This is a genomic window from Dokdonella sp. (assembly GCF_035511235.1).
Classification (GTDB): domain Bacteria; phylum Pseudomonadota; class Gammaproteobacteria; order Xanthomonadales; family Rhodanobacteraceae; genus Dokdonella.
The window spans coordinates 1-19,614 of sequence record NZ_DATKFQ010000017.1 but is presented as its reverse complement, the minus strand read 5'-3'; the positions used below and the strand labels follow the sequence as shown (position 1 = coordinate 19,614).

Here is a 19,614-nt window from a genome sequence, read left to right as displayed (position 1 = left end):
CGGCGACGGAACGGAGCCCTGGCGCGTCCTTGGAGGTCCGAGCCGGCGCGTCATGCTCGCGCTTCGACCCGGCCCCTCACCACCGGAATGCCGCCATGAACTCTCGTTTCGTTTCCACCGTTGTGCTCGCCGCGCTGGCTGCCGTGTTCACGGCTCCGGCTCGGGCACAGAGCGACGAGGCGCTGCAGCGCAACCTCGACAAGTATCTTGCCTACGCCGGCGCGCCGGTCGAGTCGTTTCAGTTCTTCAAGCTCGACCAGTGGGAGCGCGTCGGGCGCTACCAGGTCGTGGTCTGGACCCGCGTCAGCGAGGCCTATCTGCTGACCGTCGACCCGCCATGCCGCGAACTGGAATGGGCCAAGGCGATCGGCGTGACGTCCTCGGCCAATACCGTCAACCGCCGCTTCGATTCGGTGATCGCCTCCGGCGAGCGCTGCCGGATCAGCGAGATCCGGCCGATCGACTACAAGCGGCTGCGCCAGGACGAGATGTCCGGCGCCGGCTCGAGCTGATCCGCTGCGATCGTTGCGTCGTTCGGATCGCGCGGTCCGCGACCGTCGCGGCGGCCAGGCGACCGGCCGCGCGCCGGCGCGAGGCTAGTCCTCGGCGTCGGCCGCCAGCCCCGGAAACAGCACGTCGGCGTAGCCGAAACGCGTCCAGTCGGTGATGCGCGACGGATACAGCCGGCCGATCAGGTGATCGCATTCGTGCTGCACGACGCGTGCGTGGAAGCCCTCGGCGATGCGGTCGATCGGCTCGCCGCGCGCGTCGCGGCCGGCGTAGCGGATCTGCCGGTGACGCGCGACCACGCCGCGCAGGCCCGGCACCGACAGGCAGCCTTCCCAGCCTTCCTCGGTCTGGTCCGACAGCGGCGTGATGACCGGATTGATCAGGATCGTGCGCGGCACCGCCGGCGCATCGGGATAGCGCTCGGAACGCTCGAAGCCGAAGATCACGACCTGCCGCCCGACGCCGATCTGCGGCGCGGCCAGGCCGACGCCGCCGGCCGCCCGCATCGTGTCGAACAGATCGGCGATCAGCGCGTCGAGTTCGCCGCCGCCGAACCAGGCCTCGGGCACCGGCTCGGCGATCTCGAGCAGGCGCCGGTCGCCCATCTTGAGGATCGGGTGGATCATGCGGCGCGGTCCGGCTATTGCGGCACGTAACCGGCCGGCTTCTCGGCGCCGCCGCCGAAGAAGAACTTCTCCATTTCCGCGGCGAGGAAGGTGCGGCTCTTCGGATCGAGCGGATTGAGCCGATTCTCGTTGATCAGCATCGTCTGGTGCGCCAGCCATTCCGACCAGGCCGGCTTGGACACCTGCTCGAACAGGCGCCGCCCCAGTTCGCCCGGCCACGGCGCGAAGTCCAGGCCTTCGGCTTCGCGACCGAGTTTGACGCAGTGGATCATCCGGGGCATGGCGGCAGAGTCTCGAGCAGTTTGCGTACGGGCGCGGGCAGGCCGAGTGTCGCCCATTCCGATGCGGCGAACCAGCCGCGATCGGGATCGTCGGCGACGCCGGCGGCCGGCGCCGGCGCGTCGAGCAGCAGCGGCACGACGCTGAGGCGGAAATGCGTGAAGACGTGCTCGAACGGCGGCGGCTGCAGCGGACTGGGCCGCAGCGGCCCGGCCGTCTCGCCGAGTGCGGCCACGCCGGCGGCCGCATCGTCGGTCTCGGGCAGGCTCCACAGCTGCGCCCAGACGCCGACCGGCGGGCGCCGCTCGAGCAGGATGCGACCGCTGCGGTCGCGCGCAACCAGCATCGTCGTGCTGCGCGTCGGCACCTCGCGCCTGGGGCGCGCGGTCGGCAGCTCGGCGACGCGGCCTTCGCGGCGCGCGATGCAGTCGGACTGAATCGGGCAGGTCAGGCAGATCGGCCGTGCGCGCGTGCAGATGGTCGCGCCCAGATCCATGATCGCCTGCGTGTAGTCGGCGACGCGCGCGGGCGGCGTCTGCGCCTCGGCATGCGTCCACAGCACGGCCTGCACGCGCGGCAGGCCGGGCCAGCCGGCGACGCCGCGGTGGCGCGCGAGCACGCGCTTGACGTTGCCGTCGAGGATCGCGTGGCGGTCGCCCCAGGCCTGGGCCAGGATCGCCGCCGCGGTCGAGCGGCCGATGCCCGGCAGCGCCGCCAGCGCCGCCGCGTCGCGCGGCAGTTCGCCGCCGTGTTCGGCAACGCAGATCTGCGCGCCGCGATGCAGATTGCGCGCGCGGCTGTAGTAGCCCAGGCCCGACCACAGGCCGAGCACGGTGTCCAGCGGCGCCGCGGCCAGGCTCGGCAGCGTCGGCAACGCGTCGACGAAGCGCCCGAAGTACGGGATCACCGTGCGCACCTGGGTCTGCTGCAGCATGATCTCGCTGAGCCAGACCCGATACGGGGTGCGTGGCGACTGCCACGGCAGGTCGTGGCGGCCGTGGCCGTCGTACCAGGCGAGCAGGCGCGCGGCGATCGCGCTCACGGTCCGCTCTTCTCGGCGGCGGGCGCGTCGGCGCCCGGCTGCATATCGAGCCGCAGGCCTTCGATGCGCGTGCCGCCGATCTCGATCGCGCGTATCGCGGCGCGACCGGACAGCGGCGGCAGCGTCTCGATCGCGGCGCCTTGCCGCCATCGCGCGAGCCAGGCATCCAGATCGCCGGCATGGGCCAGATCGAGGTCGACGCCGCTCGCCAGCAGCGCGCCCTGACGGCGCAGGCGGCCGTCGCGGATCTCGAGCCGGAACGCAGGCAGGCCGCCGGCCGCCTCGCCGGCCGGCCGCCGCGCCAGCCAGCGCTCCAGCGCGTCGAGGTCGAGCTCCGGCCGCTCGAGCACGAGCCGCTCGATCGCCGGCGGGCGCCGCCACAGGCTCGACCACGGCAGCGCGAGCTCGACACGGGCGGCACTGAACAGGAGGCCGCTCTCGCCGATGCTGCGGACTTCGGCCGCCGGCAGACGCAGCGACAGGTTCGGCGTCAGCGCATAGCGCAGTTCGGATGCCAGGCGCAGCTCGAGTCCGAACTGGCGGCGTACCTGATCGGTCAGCAGCGCCGTCAGCGTCGCCGGACGCAGCAGCCAGGCGCCGGCGGCCGTCATGACGAGCACACTCGCGAGCAGACCGGCGAGCCAGCGCCGGGCGCGCCGGCGCCGCCGCGGTGCGGCTGGCGGATCGGTGGGCCGTGACACGGGTTCGAGGGATTTCAATCGGATCGGCCGGCGGGCTCGCGGAAGCCGCAGGCGGTTCGCAGTCGAGCGGGAGGATGCAGTCGCCGGGATGGTAGACCGAGCGCAGCGGATTGTCTGCCGCCGGCCGGCCGTGCGCGTCCGCGCATCACGTCGGCAGCGCCGCGCATGCGGACCGGCTCGCCGCTGCCGGCCGTCGTGCGTCATCGAAACGCGCCGTGCGCCGGCGCGAGGACGATCGCTCGCCGCCGCGCAGGAGCCGCCGCCGCTGCAGCCCATCGGTGATCGACGGCACCGTTCGATGGCGCCGTGCTTGCACGCGATGGCGTTCTGGCATGAAATCGCGGCACGCCGGCCTCCCTGGGCCGGCGTCGACGGCAGTCGATACACTGCCGCTCCGGAGGGAACTCATGCTCGCGCAACTGGGTATCTTGGCGTTGGCCACGGTGCTGCTGATCGTCGCCAACGACGCCTTCGTCCGTGGCGTCACCGGACTTTTCCTGTGCAGCGGCGCCAGAACCTACGGCGTCGCGCTCGGCGCCACCGTGCTCGGTGCGGTGCTGCCTGCGCTGGCCGTCGCGCTGGCGGCGGCGTTCGCGCTGCAGCCGGAACTCGCGCTCGGCAGCCTGATCGGCGGCGGCATCGCGCATCTGGCGCTGATCCTGGGCCTGGCGGCCCTGGCCTCGCCGCTGCTGATCCGCCTGCGTCTGTTCCGCATCGCCCATCCGGCGCTGCTGCTCGGCATCGGTTTGCTCTGGGCGCTCGGCGCCGACGGCGGGCTCGGCCCGCTCGACGGCGCGATCCTGATCGCCGCGTGGCTGGTCGTCATGGCGGTCGCGGTGATCGCGGCGCGGCGCGAGGATGCCGCGGTACGCAACGAGCTGGCTGCCGCCACCGGCACCTCGATGCTGGTCTGGCGCGATTCGCTGCGCGTCGTCGTCGGCGTGGTCATGCTGCCGTTCGCGGCGGTATGGCTGGTGCGTTCGACCGCGGCGCTCGCCGACGGCTGGGGACTCGCGCCGGTCGTCGCCGGCCTGCTGCCGCTCGGCATCGCGACCGCATTGGCCGGACTGCCGCCGGCGCTGATCGCGGCACGGCGCGGGCAGGGCGACTTCGTGCTCGCGCATGCGTTCGCGGCCGCCTTGTGCGTGCTGCTGCTGGTCGGCGTGCTCGCGGTCTGGGCGCCGCTGCCGGTCGCGCGCTCGCTGCAGCGCGTGGAGCTGCCGGTGCTGTTCGCGCTGGCGTTCGCGCTGTATCCGATGATGCGCAGCGACGGCGAGCTGTCGGCGCGCGAAGGCGGCCTGCTGGTGGCGCTGTTCGCGCTGTTCATGCTCGGCGAGACGTTCCTGATCGGGGCCTGGACGTGAGCCGGCGCCGCGGGGCGCGCCACCTGGAGGGACGCCCGTGAACGCCATCGCCTGGGCTGGCTGGATCGTCGCCGCCGCGCTCCTGGTCGCAGGGCTGATGGCGCACGGCGCATTGCGCCGAGAGCGTGAACGCGCGTCCAGTCTCGAACGCGGCAAGCAGGCACTGATGGAGGAGCTGACCGAACTGGAGGCGCGCCAGGTGCAGGCCGCCCAGGCCGGCGAATACGCCGGACTCGGCCAGATCGCGGCGGGCTTCTGCCGCGAACTCGCGCGGCCGCTCGGTGCGGCGCGCAACAACGTGCAGCTGGCGGGCGGCCAGATCGCCGACTATCGCGCGCTCGTCAAGGCCTACGACGCGGCCGTGCAGTACTGCCTGCAGCCGGTCGAGCTGATCCTCGGCGCCGATCCGGCCAGTCTCGACAACGTCGTGCGCCACGTCGAGGGCGCGCGCGCCAAGCTGTTCCAGGCGCGCCGCAACCTCGAGCGCAGCGCGTTCCTTGACGAGGCGCGCGACCTGCTCGGCGATGCCGACGCCGGCCTGGCGCGGCTCGACGGCATCGCGCGCGAGCTCGGCGCGCAGGCGCGCGGCGAGCGCGAGGACGCCGACTGGGTCGATCTCAACGCGCTGGTCGATTCGGTGCTCGACGCAACCGCGCACCTGCGCGCGGACCGCATCGAGCTCAGGCGCGAACGCGCCGAGCTGCCGCGCATGCGTGCGGTGCCCGGCCAGCTCGGCCGGATGGTCCTGAACCTGGTCACCAACGCCGTTCAGGCGATGCCGGCGAACGGCCGGCTGACGGTCGCGACGCGGCACGGTGCGGGCGGCACCGTCGAGATCGAGATCGCCGATTCCGGGCACGGCATCGACGACGACGTGCTGGCCCGGATCTTCGAGCCGTTCTTCACGACGCGCGCGGTCGGGCAGGGGCTCGGCATCGGACTGGCCGTCGTGCACCGCATCGTCAAGGCGCACGGCGGCTCGATCCAGGTACATACCGCCAGCGGCGGTTCGCGCTTCGTCGTCAGCCTGCCGGCTGCCGGCTCGGCCGCCGATGCGCTGGCCGTCCCGCCGCTGGCGGCGGCCTGATCCGGAGGCGCCGATGGAGCCGCTGCGGGTCCTGCTGCTGGTCGCCGACGCGCCGCTGGTGCGCGCGCTGAAGGCGCTGCTGCGCATGCACGAGGTGATCGTCGCGGCCGACGGCGACGATGCGCTGGCATCGGCACGCGAGCGCGACGTCGATGTGATCGTCGCCTCGGGCCGGCTCGCGGGCGGCGACGCGGTCGCGATGCTGGCCGCGCTGCGGACCGCGCAGCCGCGCGCGCAGCGCATCGCGTTGTTCGAGCGCGAGACCTTCGCGGCGGTCGCCGCAGCCGTCAACGAGGCCGAGGTCTGGCACGTGGCGACGGTGCCGTGGCCGAGCAACGACGTGCTGGCGGCCGTGGTCGCCGAAGCCGGCACGATCGCGCGCTCGGTGCCGGTGCTGCTGCCGGACGCCGCTCTCGCGCAGGAGCAGGCCTGGGCACGCGCCCAGGTCGGCGTGCTCGTCATCGAGGACGATCCGACGCTGCAGCAGCGGCTGCGCGATCAGTTGCAGGCGCGCCATCAGGTGCGGTTCGCCAGCTCGGCCGAGCGTGCGATCCAGGTCGTCGAGCAGTACGAGACCGGTGTCGTCTTTGCCGAGGTCGACGCCCGCCACGGCGATCTCGGCGGCTGGCTGCAGGCGCTCAAGGCGCACCAGCCGCAGATCCTCGCGGTGGCCGCGTGCACGCGCCAGGACCCGGCGCGCGCGATCGCGCTCGCCAACGAGGCGCGCGTGTTCCGGCTGCTGGCGCGGCCGCTCGATCTGCGCCAGTGCGAGCAGGCGATCGCCGCCGCGCTGGAGCGCTACATGCTGATCAAGCGCAGTCCCGATGCGCTGCCGCGTCACGCGCTGGCCGCCGTCGCCGCGGCCGAGCCGCTGCTGGCGCTGCCGTCGGCCTCGCAGCTCGCGCGGATCCGGGCGCTGCCGGCGCGCGTCGCGCGCCAGGCCGCCGGGCGCTAGATGCCGCTCGCGTTCGTCGCCGGCGCCGACGGCCAGATCGGCCGCTTTCTGGTGCCGCGCCTGCTCGACGCCGGCTGGCATGTGATCGCGCTGAGCCGCCGGCCGCGGCCGCCCTCGCAGCGGCCGGGATTGCAATGGCGCTGCGGTGATCTCTACGGCGCGATGCCGGCGCTGCCGGCGATCGACGCGCTGTTCAGCCTCGGACCGCTCGATGGCCTGGCCGGCTGGCTGCCGTCGGCGAAGACCGGCGGCATCGGCCGCATCGTCGCGTTCGGCTCGATGAGCGCCGAGAGCAAGCGCGCCTCGCCCGACCCGGCCGAACGCGCGCTGGCGGCACGTCTGGCCGCGTCGGAGCAGGCGCTTGCGACCGCTGCCGCATCGCTCGGCGCCGGCTGGACGGTGCTGCGGCCGACGCTGATCTACGGCGCCGGCATGGACCACAGCCTGACCCCGATCGCGCGGCTGGCGCGCCGTCTGCGCGTGTTCCCGCGCCTGCTCGGCGGCGAGGGCCTGCGCCAGCCGGTCCATGCCGCCGACCTCGCCGGCGCCTGTCTGTCCGCAATGACACACGGCCACGCGGCCGGGCGCGTCTATGCGCTCGGCGGCGGCGAGCGGCTGCCGTTCGCGGCGATGCTCGAACGCGTGCGGGCCGGGCTCGGCGTGGCGACCTTGCCGCTGCCGGTGCCGCTGGCCCTGCTGCGGGTCGGCGGCGCACTATGGCGAACCTCGCCCGGCATGCCGCGGCTGGCCGCCATCGTCGAGCGGCTGTCGGCGGATCTGATCGCCGACGATGCAGCCGCTGCCGCCGACCTGGGCTGGTCGCCGCGGCCGTTCCGGCCCGACCCGGCCTGCTGGTCGCCGCCGCCGGCCCTCTGAGGCGCGCACCATGCCTCTGCGTATGGTGCGACGCAACATATTGAAGTAGAAACGATTTTCTAGGCGCTCCGGCATTGCAAAGCGAACTCGCGACCGCCTAAGATGCGACGCCCGACACGTCGCCTACAGAAATTTAAGAAGGGGAGAGGATTCATGCAGGCCCGATCGATTCTGGCGGTCGCATTGGCGACCGCACTGCTGTCCGCCTGCAGCGGCGGCAGCAACAGCTCCAGCGCTCCGCCGGCGAACCCGCCGGCCACCAACAACGACGGGTCGCCGGTCACCGGCGTCATCACCGCGCGCTTCGACCCCAGCGTCAGCGTGGTGCCTTCGCCGACCAATCTGCTGCTGTCGGGCACCACCGACCTGACGCTGAACATCCCGGTTCCCGATCCCACCGATTACTCGAACCCGCGCGTGGCGATCAACGCGCTCGACGGCTGGAGCACGACGACGCCGTGGACGACCACGTTCTCGGCGGCGCCCAGGGCGACCTCGATCGTCGCCGGCCAGAGCGTGCGCGTGTTCCAGGTGACGCTGAGCGGTCCCGGCGGCGCGGTCACCGGCGTCACCCGCGAGCTGCAGCCGAATGCCGACTTCGTCGTCGCGCTGACGACCTCGGACGCGTCCTCGCGCACGCTGGCGATCGTGCCGACCAAGCCGCTCGCGCAGCTGACCTCGTACATGGCCGTGCTGACCGACGGCATCACCGACAGCCGCGGCAACGACGCGACGCCGGACCAGACCTACTTCCTGACCCAGCGCACCAGCCCGCTGTGCAGCAACGGCGCCTCGACCGAGCCGCTGTTGCCGGACGCGACCGCCTGCGCACTGGAGCCGCTGCGCCGTCTGACCAATGCGCAGGAGGCCGCCGCCGCCGCCGCCGGCGTGCCGCGCGACCGCATCGTGCTGAGCTGGGTCGCGACCACGCAGAGCGTGACGCCGGTGATGCAGGCGGTCCGCGCGCGCGCCGTCGCGGCCGCCGCGCCGACGACGCGCACCGCGCCGACCGGCCTGACCCTGGCCGCGATCAACCCGGCGCTGCCGCCGGTCGCCGACGTGCACATCGGCGTGATCGACCTGCCGTACTACCTCGGCACGCCCAACGTGACCAATCCGACCGCGCCGCTCAACAGCTTCTGGCAGGCCGGTCCGGGCGCCTACGTGCCGCCGTTCAACGCGGCCGGCCTCGACCCGACCTCGACCCACGTGACGTTCGCCAATCCGCTGCCGGTGGCCACCTCGACGCAGACCGTGCCGATGGTGCTGACCGTGCCGAACGCCGCCTCGGGCCGCTCGCGGCCGGCGGCCGGCTGGCCGGTCGTGATCTACCAGCACGGCATCACGCGCAACCGCACCGATGCGTTCGCGGTGGCCGCGACGCTGGCCGCCCAGGGCTTCGCGGTGGTCGCGATCGACGCGCCGCTGCACGGCGTCACCGACCGCACCAGCCCGCTCTACGTCGGCAACACGCCGTTCGCGGCACTCGGCGCGCACGAGCGCACGTTCGACGTCGACTACGTCGACAACGCCAGCGGCGCGCCCGGTCCGGATGGCGCGATCGACAGCTCCGGCACGCACTTCATCAACCTGACGAGCCTGCTGACCTCGCGCGACAACATCCGCCAGGCTGCGGCCGACCTGATCGCGCTGACGCGGGCGATCCCGGCGATGCGCATCTCCAGCAGCGGTTCGGCCGACTTCGACGCGACGCGCATCAGCTTCGTCGGCCAGTCGCTCGGCGGCATCATCGGCACGGTGTTCATGGCGACCGAGCCGGGCGTGCAGACCGCGCTGCTGAACGTGCCGGGCGGCGGCATCGCGCGCCTGCTCGAGGCTTCGCCGACGTTCGGGCCGCGCATCCGCGCGGGCCTGGCCGCCTCGGCCGGCCTGCAGCCGGGTACGCCCGACTACGACGCGTTCTTCGGCGCCGCGCAGACCGTCATCGACTCGGCCGATCCGATCAACTTCGCGTTCGCGACGGCCGGCAAGCGCCTGCTGCTGCAGGAAGTGGTCGGCGGCGGCGACGTACTGCCCGACCAGGTCATTCCCAACAGCGTCGCCGGTGCGCCGCTGTCGGGTACCGAACCGCTGATTCGCGCGCTCGGCCTGGCCTCGATCACGGCCACCACGCAGAACGCCGCCGGCATCCGCGGCGCGGTGCGCTTCACCCAGGGCGATCACGGCTCGCTGCTGAGCCCGGCCGCATCGCCGGCCGCGACCGCGGAGATGCAGGGCGAGATGGCCAGCCTGCTGGTCAGCGGCGGCACCGCGGTGCAGATCGCCAATCCGTCCGTCATCCGCACGCAGTAATCGACCGGGATCCTGGGGAGTCCATACGACATGAACAAGATCAACATCTCGACGCTGCCGCTGCGTGCACGTCCGGCGCGCAACGCACTGGCGCTGGCGACCGCCTTCGCACTGGCCGGCCTGGCCGCTCCGGCGGCCGCGATCAGCTTCGGCGACGACGACGGCTTCCACGGCACGCTCAACACGACGCTGTCCTACGGCATCTCGGTGCGCGTGCAGGACCGCGATCCGGACCTGATCGGCAAGGCCTTCTACGATCCGACCGTCAGCGCGCTCGGACTCGGCAGCGAGGCGCAGCGCGCGGCCCGCGGCCGCTACTCGGTCAACGGCGACGACGGCAATCTCGCCTACGACCAGTGGGATCCGTTCTCCAACGCGGTCGGCGCCAACGTCGAGCTCAGCCTCAACTACGGCGCCAACTGGGGCCTGTTCGTGCGCGGCTACGGCTTCTACGACTTCGAGAACGAGGACCGCGACAACCTCTCGCACGCCGCCAAGAACCGCGTCGGCACGCAGACCCGCATCTACGACGCGTTCCTGTTCAACAACTTCACGGTCGGCAACCAGAGCGGCAGCTGGCGCGTCGGCAAGCAGGTCGTCAGCTGGGGCGAGAGCACGTTCATCCAGAACGGCATCAACGCGATCAATCCGGTCGACGTCTCCAAGCTGCGCGTCGCCGGTGCCGAGCTCAAGCAGGCCTTCCTGCCGGTCAACATGCTCTGGGGCTCGCTGAACCTGTCCGACCGCGTCTCGCTCGAGGCGTTCTACCAGCTCGACTACGACGAGACCGACGCCGATCCGGTCGGCACGTACTTCTCGACCAACGACTTCGCGGTGATCGGCGGCCGCTACGTCATGCTGAACTTCGGCACGGTGCCGCAGCCGGTCATCAATCCGAACCTGTTCGACGAGGTCTGCGTCGGCGGCAACTACGGTGCCAGCGACACCGGCCTGCCGGCCACCCTGGTCGCGGCCGGCTGTTCGGCGGCGTTCCCGCGCAGCCCGACGCGCAAGCCGCAGGACGACGGGCAGGGCGGCCTGGCGCTGCGCTACTTCGCCGACTGGCTCAACAACACCGAGTTCGGCTTCTACGCGATGCGCTATCACAGCCGCCTGCCGCTGATCAGCGGCTTCGCGGTGACCACGACCGCGCCGAACTCTGGCAGCTTCTTCACCGAGTACCCCGAGGGCATCCGCCTGTACGGCCTGAGCTTCAACACGCTGCTCGAGCAGAGCGGCGTGGCGTTGCAGGGCGAGGTCAGCTACCGGCCGAACATGCCGTTCCAGCTCGACGACGTGGAGATCCTGTTCGCCGGTCTGTCGCCGCTCAATGCGGTGATCCCGCAGCCGGGCCTGCGCTTCCAGAGCCAGCTCGGCCAGTTCTCGCCCGGCGAGGAGATCCGCGGCTACCAGCGCGCCAAGCAGTGGCAGCTGCAGCTGACCGGCACCAAGGTGTTCGGTCCCGGCAACTTCGTCGGCGCCGATCAGATCTCGCTGGTCGGCGAGGTCGGCTTCACGCAGGTCAGCCTGCCGTACGGCGTGCGCTTCAACGGCGACGGCACCGACACCGGCGGCGGCCCGGACGTCCTCACCGGCAGCCTGCGCAATCCGATCACGCAGGTCGGCGGCTTCCCGACCGACTTCTCGTGGGGCTATCGCATCGCCGCGCGCGCCGACTACAACAACGTGTTCGGCAAGGCGATGAACCTGTCGCCGCGCATCGCGTTCAACCACGACGTCAACGGCACCTCGCCCGGCCCCGGCGGCAACTTCCTCGAAGGCCGCAAGTCGGTGACGCTCGGCGCCGAGCTCACCTACCTCAACCAGTGGGCGTTCGACCTCAGCTACACCAACTTCTTCGGTGGCGGCAGCTTCAACCTGATCAACGACCGTGACTTCGTCGCGGCGACCGCCAAGTATTCGTTCTGACGAGGAGAGGCAAGACGATGACGACTATCAAGCAGACACTCCTCGCGTTCGCGATAGCGGCCGCCTGCGCGTCGGCGGCGCTCGCCAAGGCGCCGGCCGGCGAAGTGGCCAAGCTCGGCGTCAGCGGCACCGAGCTGACGCCGACCGGCGCGCTGCGCGCCGGCAACGCCGACGGCTCGATCCCGGCCTGGGAAGGCGGCATCACGCAGGCGCCGGCCGGCTTCGCGCCGGGCAAGCAGCAGGTCGACCCGTATCCGGACGACAAGCCCACCGTCGAGATCACCGCGCAGAACTACAAGTCCTACGGCAACAAGCTGTCGGCCGGCCAGATCGCGATGTTCGAGAAGTACCCGAACTGGAAGATGGTGGTCTATCCGACGCGGCGCAGCGCGGCGTTCCCGGCGACGATCTACGAGGCCACGATCAAGAACGCCGCCACCGGCGAACTGGTCAGCGACGGTGACGGCGTCGGCAGCGTCTCGCAGGGCTTCCCGTTCCCGATCCTCAGCACCGATGCCGCCACCGCCGGCGCCCAGGCGATCTGGAACCACAAGCTCAAGTTCAAGGGCATCACGCTCGACCACTGGTACAACCAGGCGATGCCGACCGCCGGCGGCCAGTACACGCTGGTGAGGATCAAGGAGCAGACGCTGTCGCCGTATTTCCGGCCCGGCGCGACGATCGAGAACATCAACAACATCCTGATCTACTTCTACCAGGAAGTGACCTCGCCGCCGCGCTACGCCGGCCAGATCCTGCTGGTGCACGAGACGCTCAACGCCAAGACCTCGCCGCGCCAGGCCTGGGTCTACAACCCCGGCCAGCGCCGCGTGCGCCGCGCGCCGCAGGTCGCCTACGACAACCCCGGCACCGCCTCGGACAATCTGCGCACCTCGGACATGCTCGACATGTTCAACGGCGCGCTCGACCGCTACGACTGGAAGCTCGTCGAGAAGCGCGAGATGTACGTGCCGTACAACTCGTACAAGGCGCACACCGCGAAGATCGCCGACCTGATCAAGCCCGGCTACATCAATCCGGACCTGCTGCGCTACGAGCTGCACCGCATCTACGTCGTCGAGGCCACGCTCAAGCCCGGCATGAGCCACATCAATCCGCGCCGCACGTTCTATCTCGACGAGGACAGCTGGCAGATCCTGCTGACCGACCACTACGACACCGACGGCAAGCTGTGGCGCTACTCGGAGGCGCCGAGCGTGACCTACTACGATCTGCCGACGTTCTGGTCGACGCTGGAGACCCATCACGACCTCAAGAACGGGCGCTACATCGTCGGCGGTCTCGACAACGAGGACTCGGGCTACAACTTCTCGGTGCAGCTCTCGCCCGATGCGTTCTCGCCGAACTCGCTGCGCCAGCGCGGCATCCAGTAAGCGCGTCGCCGCTCGCAGCCTCCGCGGTCCCGGGCGCCGCTGCGGCGCCCGGGGCTGCCGTCTCCCGATCGCACGGCGCCGCAGCGCGCCCGCGCGCGGCCGGTGCGCTTCGCCGCGCCGCCGCCCGTGCCGGTCCGCGCCTGCCGCGCACGGCATCGCGGTTCGGGCATCATCGGTTTCTCCCCATCCGCCGCCGCTCCGTTCCGACATGACCCGATCCTCGTTCTCATGGTGCCGGTCCGCGGCACTCGGTCTGTGCGCCGCGCTGCCGCTGGCCGGCCAGGCCGCCGATCCGCCGGCCTGGCCCGATCCGGTGTCGTCGCCGGCCGAGAGGATGCCGCTGGCCGCGCGTTCGCTGCTGCTCGACGCCCTGCGTGCCGGTGACGGCTACCTCGTCGTCGGCGACCGCGGCCACGTGCTGCGCTCCGCCGACGGCCGTGACTGGACGCAGTCCGAGGTGCCGGTCCGCGTGCTGCTGACCGCGGCGACCGCACGCGGCGATTCGGTCTGGGCGGTCGGCCACGACGGCGTGATCGTGCACAGTGCCGACGGCGGCGTGCACTGGAACGTGCAGCACCGCGACAGCTACGAGGACGGCGCAGCGGCCGCGGCCGATCCGCGCCACGGCGCGCCGCTGCTCGACGTGCTGTTCGTCGACGACCGCCACGGCATCGCCGTGGGCGCCTACAGCCGGATGCTGGTCACGCGCGACGGCGGCGCCAGCTGGCAGCCCGAGACACTCGCGGTCGCGCCGGCGAACGCGTCCAAGGAGCCGGCCGCAGCGGCGCCCGCGCCAGCCGGGGCCTCGCCCGCGGCCGACGCGGCGCAGGACGGCGAGGACGGCTCGATGGTCTTCAGCGAGGACGAGCTCGCGCTCGGCGAGGAGTCCGATCCCCATCTCAACGCGATCGTGCGCACCGGCAGCGGCGGTCTGATGATCCTCGCCGAGCGCGGCAGCGCATTCCGCTCGCGCGACGGCGGCGACACCTGGCAGCGCATCCAGCTGCCATACGACGGCTCGATGTTCGGCGCGATCGGCTATGCCGGCGATCGCGTGCTCGCGTTCGGCCTGCGCGGCAACGTGTTCGAGACCGGCGACCTCGGCGAGAGCTGGACCCGTCGCGCCAGCGGGACCGAGCAAGGCCTGATGGGCGGCAGTGCGCTCGACGGCGAGGGCGCGGTCCTGGTCGGCGCCAACGGCGTGGTGCTGATGCGCCGCAGCGCCGATGCGCCGTTCGAGACGATGGCCCAGCCCGGTGCCGGCGTACTCGCCGGCGCGGTGGCGCTGGACGGACGCCGGCTGCTGCTGGTCGGCGAGAACGGCGTCGGCGAGGTGGAGCTGCCATGAATCCGGCCAGTGCGACTCATCCCGGCGCGTTCCACCGCTTCGCCGAGCGGCTCGTGTTCGGCAACCGGCCGGCGGTCCTCGTCGTCTTCGCGCTGATCACGCTGGCGATGGCGTTCTTCGCCTCGCAGCTGCGCGTGGACGCCGGCTTCAAGAAACAGGTGCCGCTGCAGCACGAGTACATGCAGACCTTCCTCGACTACGAGCGCGATTTCGGCGGCGCCAACCGCATCCTGATCGCGGTGGTCGACAAGGGCGGCGACATGTTCAACCTGCCGTTCATGCAGGCGATGGAGAACATCACGCTCGAGGCCAAGAGCATCGACAACGTCGACGAGGCGCGACTGCGTTCGATCTTCACGCCGAACGTGCGCTACATCGAGGTCGTCGAGGACGGTCTGGACGCCGGCAACGTGATCCCCAACGGCTTCAGCCCGAATCTCGAAGGCTTCGCGCCGACGCCCGAGCAGTTCGCGACGGTGCGCGACAACATCGTCAAGGCCGGCATCGTCGGGCGTCTGGTCGCCAAGGACTTCTCCGGCGCGATGGTCTGGGTCGACCTGGTGCCCGAGGATCCCGAACACGGCATCCACGTCGACTACAACAAGATCGCCGCCCAACTCGAGGCGCTGCGCGGCAAGTACGAGAACGAGCACATCGGCGTCCACGTGATCGGCTTCGCCAAGATGGTCGGCGACATCACCGACGGCGCGCGTTCGGTGATCGGCTTCTTCTTCCTGACGATCGCGTTCACCTGGCTGCTGCTGTTCGTCTATTCCTCGTCGGCCAAGCTGGCCTCGCTGACGGTGTTCTGCGCGCTGATCTCGGTGCTGTGGATGCTCGGCGCACTGCGCCTGCTCGGCTTCGGCATCGATCCGATGAACATGCTGACGCCGTTCCTGATCTTCGCGATCGCGGTCAGCCACGGCGAGCAGATGATCAACCGCTTCCGCGGCGAGCTGTTCTTCGGCGGCCTCGAGGACGGCAGCGTCGAGGAATTGCGCCGGCGCGAGGGCGTGGATCCGGCGACCGCGGCGCGGCTGGCGTTCCGCATGCTGCTGGTGCCGGGCTCAGTCGCGCTGATTGCCGGCTGCATCGGTTTCGCGACGATCCTGATCATCCCGGTGCGGATCATCTTCGAGCTGGCGATCACCGCGACGATCGGCGTGGGCCTGACGATCCTGACCGACCTGGTCCTGCTGCCGGTGCTGCTGTCCTACACGCGCCTGCGCAACCTGCCGCGCAAGCGCGAGTACCGGCTGCGCCAGCTGACCCAGTTCGACAAGCTCTGGGCCGTGCTGGCGCGCTTCGCGCGGCCGGTGCCGGCCGCCGTGATCATCGCGATCGGCGTCGCCGCGTGGCTGGCCGCCAGCCATTACGGCAGCCGCGTGATGATCGGCGACGCGCAGGAGGGCGTCGCCGAGCTGCGCCCGGACGCGCGCTACAACCAGGACGCGCGCCTGATCAGCGAGAAATTCGCGCTCGGCGTCGACATTCTCAACGTGATCGCCGAGGCCGCGCCATCGGCGTGCATCGGCAGCTATCCGGTCATGGAGACGCTGGACCGCTTCGCCTGGCACATGCGCAACGTCGAAGGCGTGGCCCAGGTCATGACGCTGCCGAGCGCGGCCAAGCTCGTGCATGCCGGCTGGAACGAGGGCAACGTGCGCTACCGCGCGCTGCCGCGCGACTCGGACACGCTGCGCCAGGACACGCAGGGTTTCGAGACCGACACCGGCCTGCTCAACGGCGACTGCAGCGCGATGCCGGTCATGATGTTCCTGACCGATCACCGCGCGACGACGATCGACCGCGTCGTCGCCGCGGTCAAGCAGTTCCGCGACGACAACGGCCTGTTCGCCGGACCCGACGTCAACCTGCGTAAGCAGCTGGCCGAGGAGGCCGCCGCCGCGCAGGCGCGCGGCGAGACGACGACCAGCCACCGCATCAATCTGCGCCTGGCGACCGGCAACGTCGGCGTCATGGCCGCGACCAACGACGAGGTACGCGCGGTCAAGCGCACGATGCTGCTGCTGCTCTACGCGGCGGTGTTCGTGATGTGCCTGCTGAGCTTCCGCAACCCGCTCGCGGCGCTGTGCATCGTGCTGCCGCTGGTGCTGGTGACCGAACTCGGCCATGCGCTGATGGTCGAGCTCGACATCGGCATGAAGGTCAACACGCTGACGGTGATCGCGCTCGGCGTCGGCATCGGCGTGGACTACGCGATCTACATCTTCGCGCGCATGCGCGAGGCGATGCAGGCCGGCAAGCCGCTGACCGAGTCGTACTTCTCCGCGCTCAAGACCACCGGCATCGCGATCTTCTACACCGCGCTGACGCTGGCGGTCGGCGTGTTCACGTGGGTGTTCTCGGATCTGAAGTTCCAGGCCGACATGGGCGTCATGCTGACCTTCATGTTCGTCGTCAACATGATCGCGGCGATCGTGTTCCTGCCGGCGCTGTGCCGCTGGCTGCTGCGTCCGCGCGAGCGCGTGGTGTGAGCGAGGACACCGTCTCGACGGCGAGCCTTTGAGGAAACGCGCCGGCGCGCCAGGGTCCGGCAGGAAAGGCCGGTGCGGCTTTCGGATGCGGTGAAACCGAGTGGGCGGCAGGCAAGCTGATCCACATCCGCCGACGCTGATCACGCGTGCCGGATACGGGGCGTCTGATGCCGGCCGGGCGCCGGTTCAGGCTCGCTCGCACCCGGACCGCGACATCGGCAATACCGTCGAACGGCCACACGGCCAGGCCCGTCGGGCCGGCGGAGGCAGAAGAAGCGGGCTGTTCATGCCGCTCCGGCCCCAGAACTCGCCACTTGGTCAGACACGTACGGAGCGTGGCGCTTGCCGCATATGCCGAGGCTTGCCCGTCGAGACCGCGGCGCGAGAAGCCGGCACGGCAGGATCGCTCCTGCCTGGTCGAGGCCGCCCGGGCCGAGTGTCGGCGAAGAGCGGCTGGAGCGCGACGGCTATTGTGCCGAGTTCCGCGATCGGCGGGTCGCGAGCGCTGCTTGGTCAGTAGGCGATATGCAGCCTGCGCATGATCTTGCCGGCCAGCCAGGCCGGGCCGATCAGCAGATAGGCCAGATCGGTGAAGAACGAGGGGCGCGCGCCTTCGATCAGATGGCCGACGAACTGGCCGATCCAGGCCGCGACGAACACGCCGCCGGCCAGCCAGAGCAGATCGACCGGGCCGAGCAGGCGGTACAGCGCCTCGGTCAGCACGCCGAACAGCACGAACACGATCAGCATCGCCAGCGCGACCGGGCGCGACATCCGCCAGTAGAACGCGAACGCCAGCACCATCGCCATGCCGGCCCAGAAGCCCGGGCGGCCGAGCGCCGCCGGCACCGGGATCACCCAGAGCGCGGCGAGCACGGCCCAGAGGATCGCCGGCACGCAGATCCAGTGGATCAGCCGGTTGGTCGGGTGCTGGTGATCGCGGCTGTAGTTGCCGAACCATTCGTTGACCGTGCGCACGCGGCACCCCATCGCGATCGAAGGACGGCGCGACTGTACGCGCGCGTACGGCGGCGATAAAGATGCGGCGCACAAGCGCAGATGGATCGAGCCGGACAGCGGACTCTCGCAGACCGTCCGCAACGGCCATCGGGCCTGCAGCGGCCGCGCGATGGTGGACGAGAATCGGCGGTCGCCGAGCGGCCGGTCGCGCCTCCGCCAAGCGCTCGGCCAAGGGCGGCCCGCAGGTCGCGCGTCATTCGCCGGCCCGCGGTGACGACCGCGAATGCGCCGATTCCTCCTCGGGCCAAGTCGGGGCCTGCGCATCGGCGAGCCGGACTCGATGCGCCGTGGTCCAGGTTCGCGCGTCGAGAGCGGATCCGGGCGCGACTTCAGTGGTCCGGCCGGGCCGCGCTACGACCGGCGCGCTCTTCGGCGATGAGTCCGGTACCGGCCGCATCCGGGAGCCGCCCTTCGCCTGCGAGTGCGGCCAGTCTGGCATGCAGCGGACGCAGACGCCCGATCCAGTTTCCGCCGGTATCGCGTTCGAGCGCAGCGATCTGCGCGTCCAGTGCGGCGGCGTCTGCGGGATCCACGGGAGCCCGGGCGGCGAGCACACCGGCCCAGGCCAGATGGATCTCGAGCGATCGCGGATGCCGGGCCTGCAGCGCGGCGGCGGCCTCGCGTTCCCGCTGCCGGCGCCGGGCGTCGAGAAACGGCAGCGCGATCGCGGCCAGTTCGATGCGCCGGCGCGCGCAGTCGACGCTGTCGGGCTGCGCGGCCAGCCCACGTTCGAGCAGCGCGGCGGCCTGTGCGTGCGTGGCGGGCTCGTAGCGTCCGGCCACGGTGGCCGCCTGCAGCCGGCGCAGCGCGTACTCGGCGCGTGGACACGGCGATATCCAGTCCTGTTGCGTGCGCGCGTCGATCGCGGCGGCCAGCGCTTCGGCGCGTGCGAGCCAGTGTTGCGCCGGCTGTTCGTCGCGCAGGGCTTCGGCGGCGGCGAACAACGACAGGTTGTAGTGGTTGAACGGGATGGCCAGTTGCGTGGGTGCCAGGGTGGCGGCGTGGTCGAACAGGCGATCGGCCTCGGCAATCGAGGCTTGCGCATCCTCGCCCCGCCAGCTCCGGGCCATCGCCAGATCCCAGTGGCTGTTGGCCAGCGAATGCCATGCATCGGCGCGTCCGGGTTGAGCCGCCACCACTTCCTGCAGTTGGGCGATGGCCTGCCGGGTCAGCTCGACGTCGGGCTGGCCGCGCTGCGCCAGTGCGTAGGCGAGGATGCCCAGCGCATTGGCCAGGTTCAGGCGCAGGAACGGTGCCTGCGGCGCACGCTCCACGGCGATGCGCATATGGCCGATGGCGGCACGGTAGGCGCCGATCGGATCCTCGCCCGATTGCTCCAGCACTTGTGCGCGCTCGCCTTGGGGTTCAGCCGAGATACGTGTAAAAATGCCCCATAGAATCGGAAAACCCTCATCGCTTCATGAGGTTGCCGGATAAAATTCCCCGCCCAGCCGGTTCTTGCCAAGATGATCCTCGGTCCCGGTGATGGCCGACCACGGCGTCGGGTTGACCAGAGGTACGGTCCGCTATCGGCCGAGGCTGTGTGAAAACCCCCATCTGGCTGGCAAGATTTCAGCGCCAGTCAATTGGGGCTCTGCATGAAGCGATTCGTAGATGAAGTCGATCGTTCCCAGGGACTCCTGCTCCCTGATCGGCTGGAGGACTACATCCA

At 71.0% G+C, this 19,614-nt stretch carries 16 protein-coding genes; 10 read left to right on the top strand and 6 right to left on the bottom strand.

The annotated features are described in order from the left end of the window. The first annotated feature begins 95 nt into the window (after positions 1 to 95). Entirely contained in the window at positions 96 to 512 is a 417-nt protein-coding gene (locus tag VMR06_RS08770; protein ID WP_325375271.1) for a DUF6491 family protein, read from the top strand. Positions 513 to 596: 84 nt separating this feature from the next. Here the strand turns inward: VMR06_RS08770 and def are convergent, their stop codons facing one another. The 4 genes from def to VMR06_RS08750 are packed head-to-tail and all read right to left on the bottom strand — an operon-like array spanning position 597 to position 3,362. Further along, the gene (gene def / locus VMR06_RS08765) at positions 597 to 1,136 is read right to left on the bottom strand and encodes a peptide deformylase (protein WP_325375269.1); all 540 of its coding nucleotides are present in this window, start codon (positions 1,134 to 1,136) and stop codon (positions 597 to 599) included. Positions 1,137 to 1,150: 14 nt separating this feature from the next. After that, positions 1,151 to 1,417 carry an oxidative damage protection protein gene (locus tag VMR06_RS08760; protein WP_325375267.1) on the bottom strand — a complete coding sequence of 89 codons (267 nt, stop codon included), beginning with the start codon at positions 1,415 to 1,417 and terminating at the stop codon, positions 1,151 to 1,153. After that, a complete protein-coding gene (gene mutY, locus VMR06_RS08755; RefSeq protein ID WP_325375265.1) occupies positions 1,405 to 2,457 on the bottom strand; it encodes an A/G-specific adenine glycosylase in 1,053 nt (350 codons plus the stop codon). Before mutY ends, VMR06_RS08760 begins: the two co-directional genes overlap by 13 nt. Next, a complete protein-coding gene (locus VMR06_RS08750; protein WP_325375263.1) occupies positions 2,454 to 3,362 on the bottom strand; it encodes an AsmA family protein in 909 nt (302 codons plus the stop codon). Before VMR06_RS08750 ends, mutY begins: the two co-directional genes overlap by 4 nt. Positions 3,363 to 3,565: 203 nt before the next feature. On the opposite strand from VMR06_RS08750, the gene VMR06_RS08745 reads away from it, so the two are divergent. The 9 genes from VMR06_RS08745 (at position 3,566) to VMR06_RS08705 (ending at position 16,922) form a co-directional block, all read left to right on the top strand. Further along, positions 3,566 to 4,522, top strand: coding sequence for a sodium:calcium antiporter (locus VMR06_RS08745; protein WP_325375261.1), 957 nt, complete (start codon positions 3,566 to 3,568; stop codon positions 4,520 to 4,522). A 37-nt stretch (positions 4,523 to 4,559) separates the two neighbouring features. Continuing rightward, entirely contained in the window at positions 4,560 to 5,609 is a 1,050-nt protein-coding gene (locus tag VMR06_RS08740; protein WP_325375259.1) for a sensor histidine kinase, read from the top strand. 13 nt (positions 5,610 to 5,622) lie between these two features. After that, positions 5,623 to 6,564 (top strand): hypothetical protein, encoded by a 942-nt coding sequence (locus tag VMR06_RS08735; protein ID WP_325375257.1) that lies wholly within the window; start codon positions 5,623 to 5,625, stop codon positions 6,562 to 6,564. After that, positions 6,565 to 7,440 carry an NAD-dependent epimerase/dehydratase family protein gene (locus VMR06_RS08730; protein WP_325375255.1) on the top strand — a complete coding sequence of 292 codons (876 nt, stop codon included), beginning with the start codon at positions 6,565 to 6,567 and terminating at the stop codon, positions 7,438 to 7,440. A 153-nt stretch (positions 7,441 to 7,593) separates the two neighbouring features. Further along, entirely contained in the window at positions 7,594 to 9,753 is a 2,160-nt protein-coding gene (locus tag VMR06_RS08725) for an Ig-like domain-containing protein (RefSeq protein ID WP_325375253.1), read from the top strand. Positions 9,754 to 9,783: 30 nt separating this feature from the next. Continuing rightward, positions 9,784 to 11,682, top strand: a complete 1,899-nt coding sequence (locus VMR06_RS08720; protein ID WP_325375251.1) for a DUF1302 domain-containing protein — start codon at positions 9,784 to 9,786, stop codon at positions 11,680 to 11,682. A 17-nt stretch (positions 11,683 to 11,699) separates the two neighbouring features. Continuing rightward, positions 11,700 to 13,076: a DUF1329 domain-containing protein gene (locus VMR06_RS08715; protein WP_325375250.1), complete on the top strand. Its 1,377-nt coding sequence runs from the start codon at positions 11,700 to 11,702 to the stop codon at positions 13,074 to 13,076. A gap of 208 nt (positions 13,077 to 13,284) precedes the next feature. After that, on the top strand, positions 13,285 to 14,424 hold the full coding sequence (locus tag VMR06_RS08710) for a hypothetical protein (RefSeq protein ID WP_325375248.1): 1,140 nt from the start codon (positions 13,285 to 13,287) through the stop codon (positions 14,422 to 14,424). After that, complete coding sequence (locus VMR06_RS08705; RefSeq protein WP_325375246.1) at positions 14,421 to 16,922, top strand: efflux RND transporter permease subunit; 2,502 nt, start codon at positions 14,421 to 14,423, stop codon at positions 16,920 to 16,922. Before VMR06_RS08710 ends, VMR06_RS08705 begins: the two co-directional genes overlap by 4 nt. 513 nt (positions 16,923 to 17,435) lie before the next feature. Here the strand turns inward: VMR06_RS08705 and VMR06_RS08700 are convergent. Both VMR06_RS08700 and VMR06_RS08695 read right to left on the bottom strand, forming a co-directional pair. Further along, positions 17,436 to 17,900, bottom strand: a complete 465-nt coding sequence (locus tag VMR06_RS08700) for a DUF962 domain-containing protein (RefSeq protein ID WP_325375244.1) — start codon at positions 17,898 to 17,900, stop codon at positions 17,436 to 17,438. 371 nt (positions 17,901 to 18,271) lie between these two features. Then, on the bottom strand, positions 18,272 to 19,285 hold the full coding sequence (locus VMR06_RS08695) for a hypothetical protein (protein ID WP_325375242.1): 1,014 nt from the start codon (positions 19,283 to 19,285) through the stop codon (positions 18,272 to 18,274). Between the last annotated feature and the right edge of the window lie 329 nt (positions 19,286 to 19,614).

Bases quoted from the DNA above. Each gene is read 5' to 3' on its own strand.
- VMR06_RS08730 (WP_325375255.1), top strand. From the start codon at position 6,565: ATGCCGCTCGCGTTCGTCGCCGGCGCCGACGGCCAGATCGGCCGCTTT.
- VMR06_RS08735 (WP_325375257.1), top strand. From the start codon at position 5,623: ATGGAGCCGCTGCGGGTCCTGCTGCTGGTCGCCGACGCGCCGCTGGTG.
- VMR06_RS08705 (WP_325375246.1), top strand. From the start codon at position 14,421: ATGAATCCGGCCAGTGCGACTCATCCCGGCGCGTTCCACCGCTTCGCC.
- VMR06_RS08710 (WP_325375248.1), top strand. From the start codon at position 13,285: ATGACCCGATCCTCGTTCTCATGGTGCCGGTCCGCGGCACTCGGTCTG.
- VMR06_RS08760 (WP_325375267.1), bottom strand. From the start codon at position 1,417: ATGCCCCGGATGATCCACTGCGTCAAACTCGGTCGCGAAGCCGAAGGC.
- VMR06_RS08725 (WP_325375253.1), top strand. From the start codon at position 7,594: ATGCAGGCCCGATCGATTCTGGCGGTCGCATTGGCGACCGCACTGCTG.
- VMR06_RS08720 (WP_325375251.1), top strand. From the start codon at position 9,784: ATGAACAAGATCAACATCTCGACGCTGCCGCTGCGTGCACGTCCGGCG.
- VMR06_RS08715 (WP_325375250.1), top strand. From the start codon at position 11,700: ATGACGACTATCAAGCAGACACTCCTCGCGTTCGCGATAGCGGCCGCC.
- VMR06_RS08770 (WP_325375271.1), top strand. From the start codon at position 96: ATGAACTCTCGTTTCGTTTCCACCGTTGTGCTCGCCGCGCTGGCTGCC.
- VMR06_RS08750 (WP_325375263.1), bottom strand. From the start codon at position 3,362: ATGACGCACGACGGCCGGCAGCGGCGAGCCGGTCCGCATGCGCGGCGC.
- def (WP_325375269.1), bottom strand. From the start codon at position 1,136: ATGATCCACCCGATCCTCAAGATGGGCGACCGGCGCCTGCTCGAGATC.
- VMR06_RS08745 (WP_325375261.1), top strand. From the start codon at position 3,566: ATGCTCGCGCAACTGGGTATCTTGGCGTTGGCCACGGTGCTGCTGATC.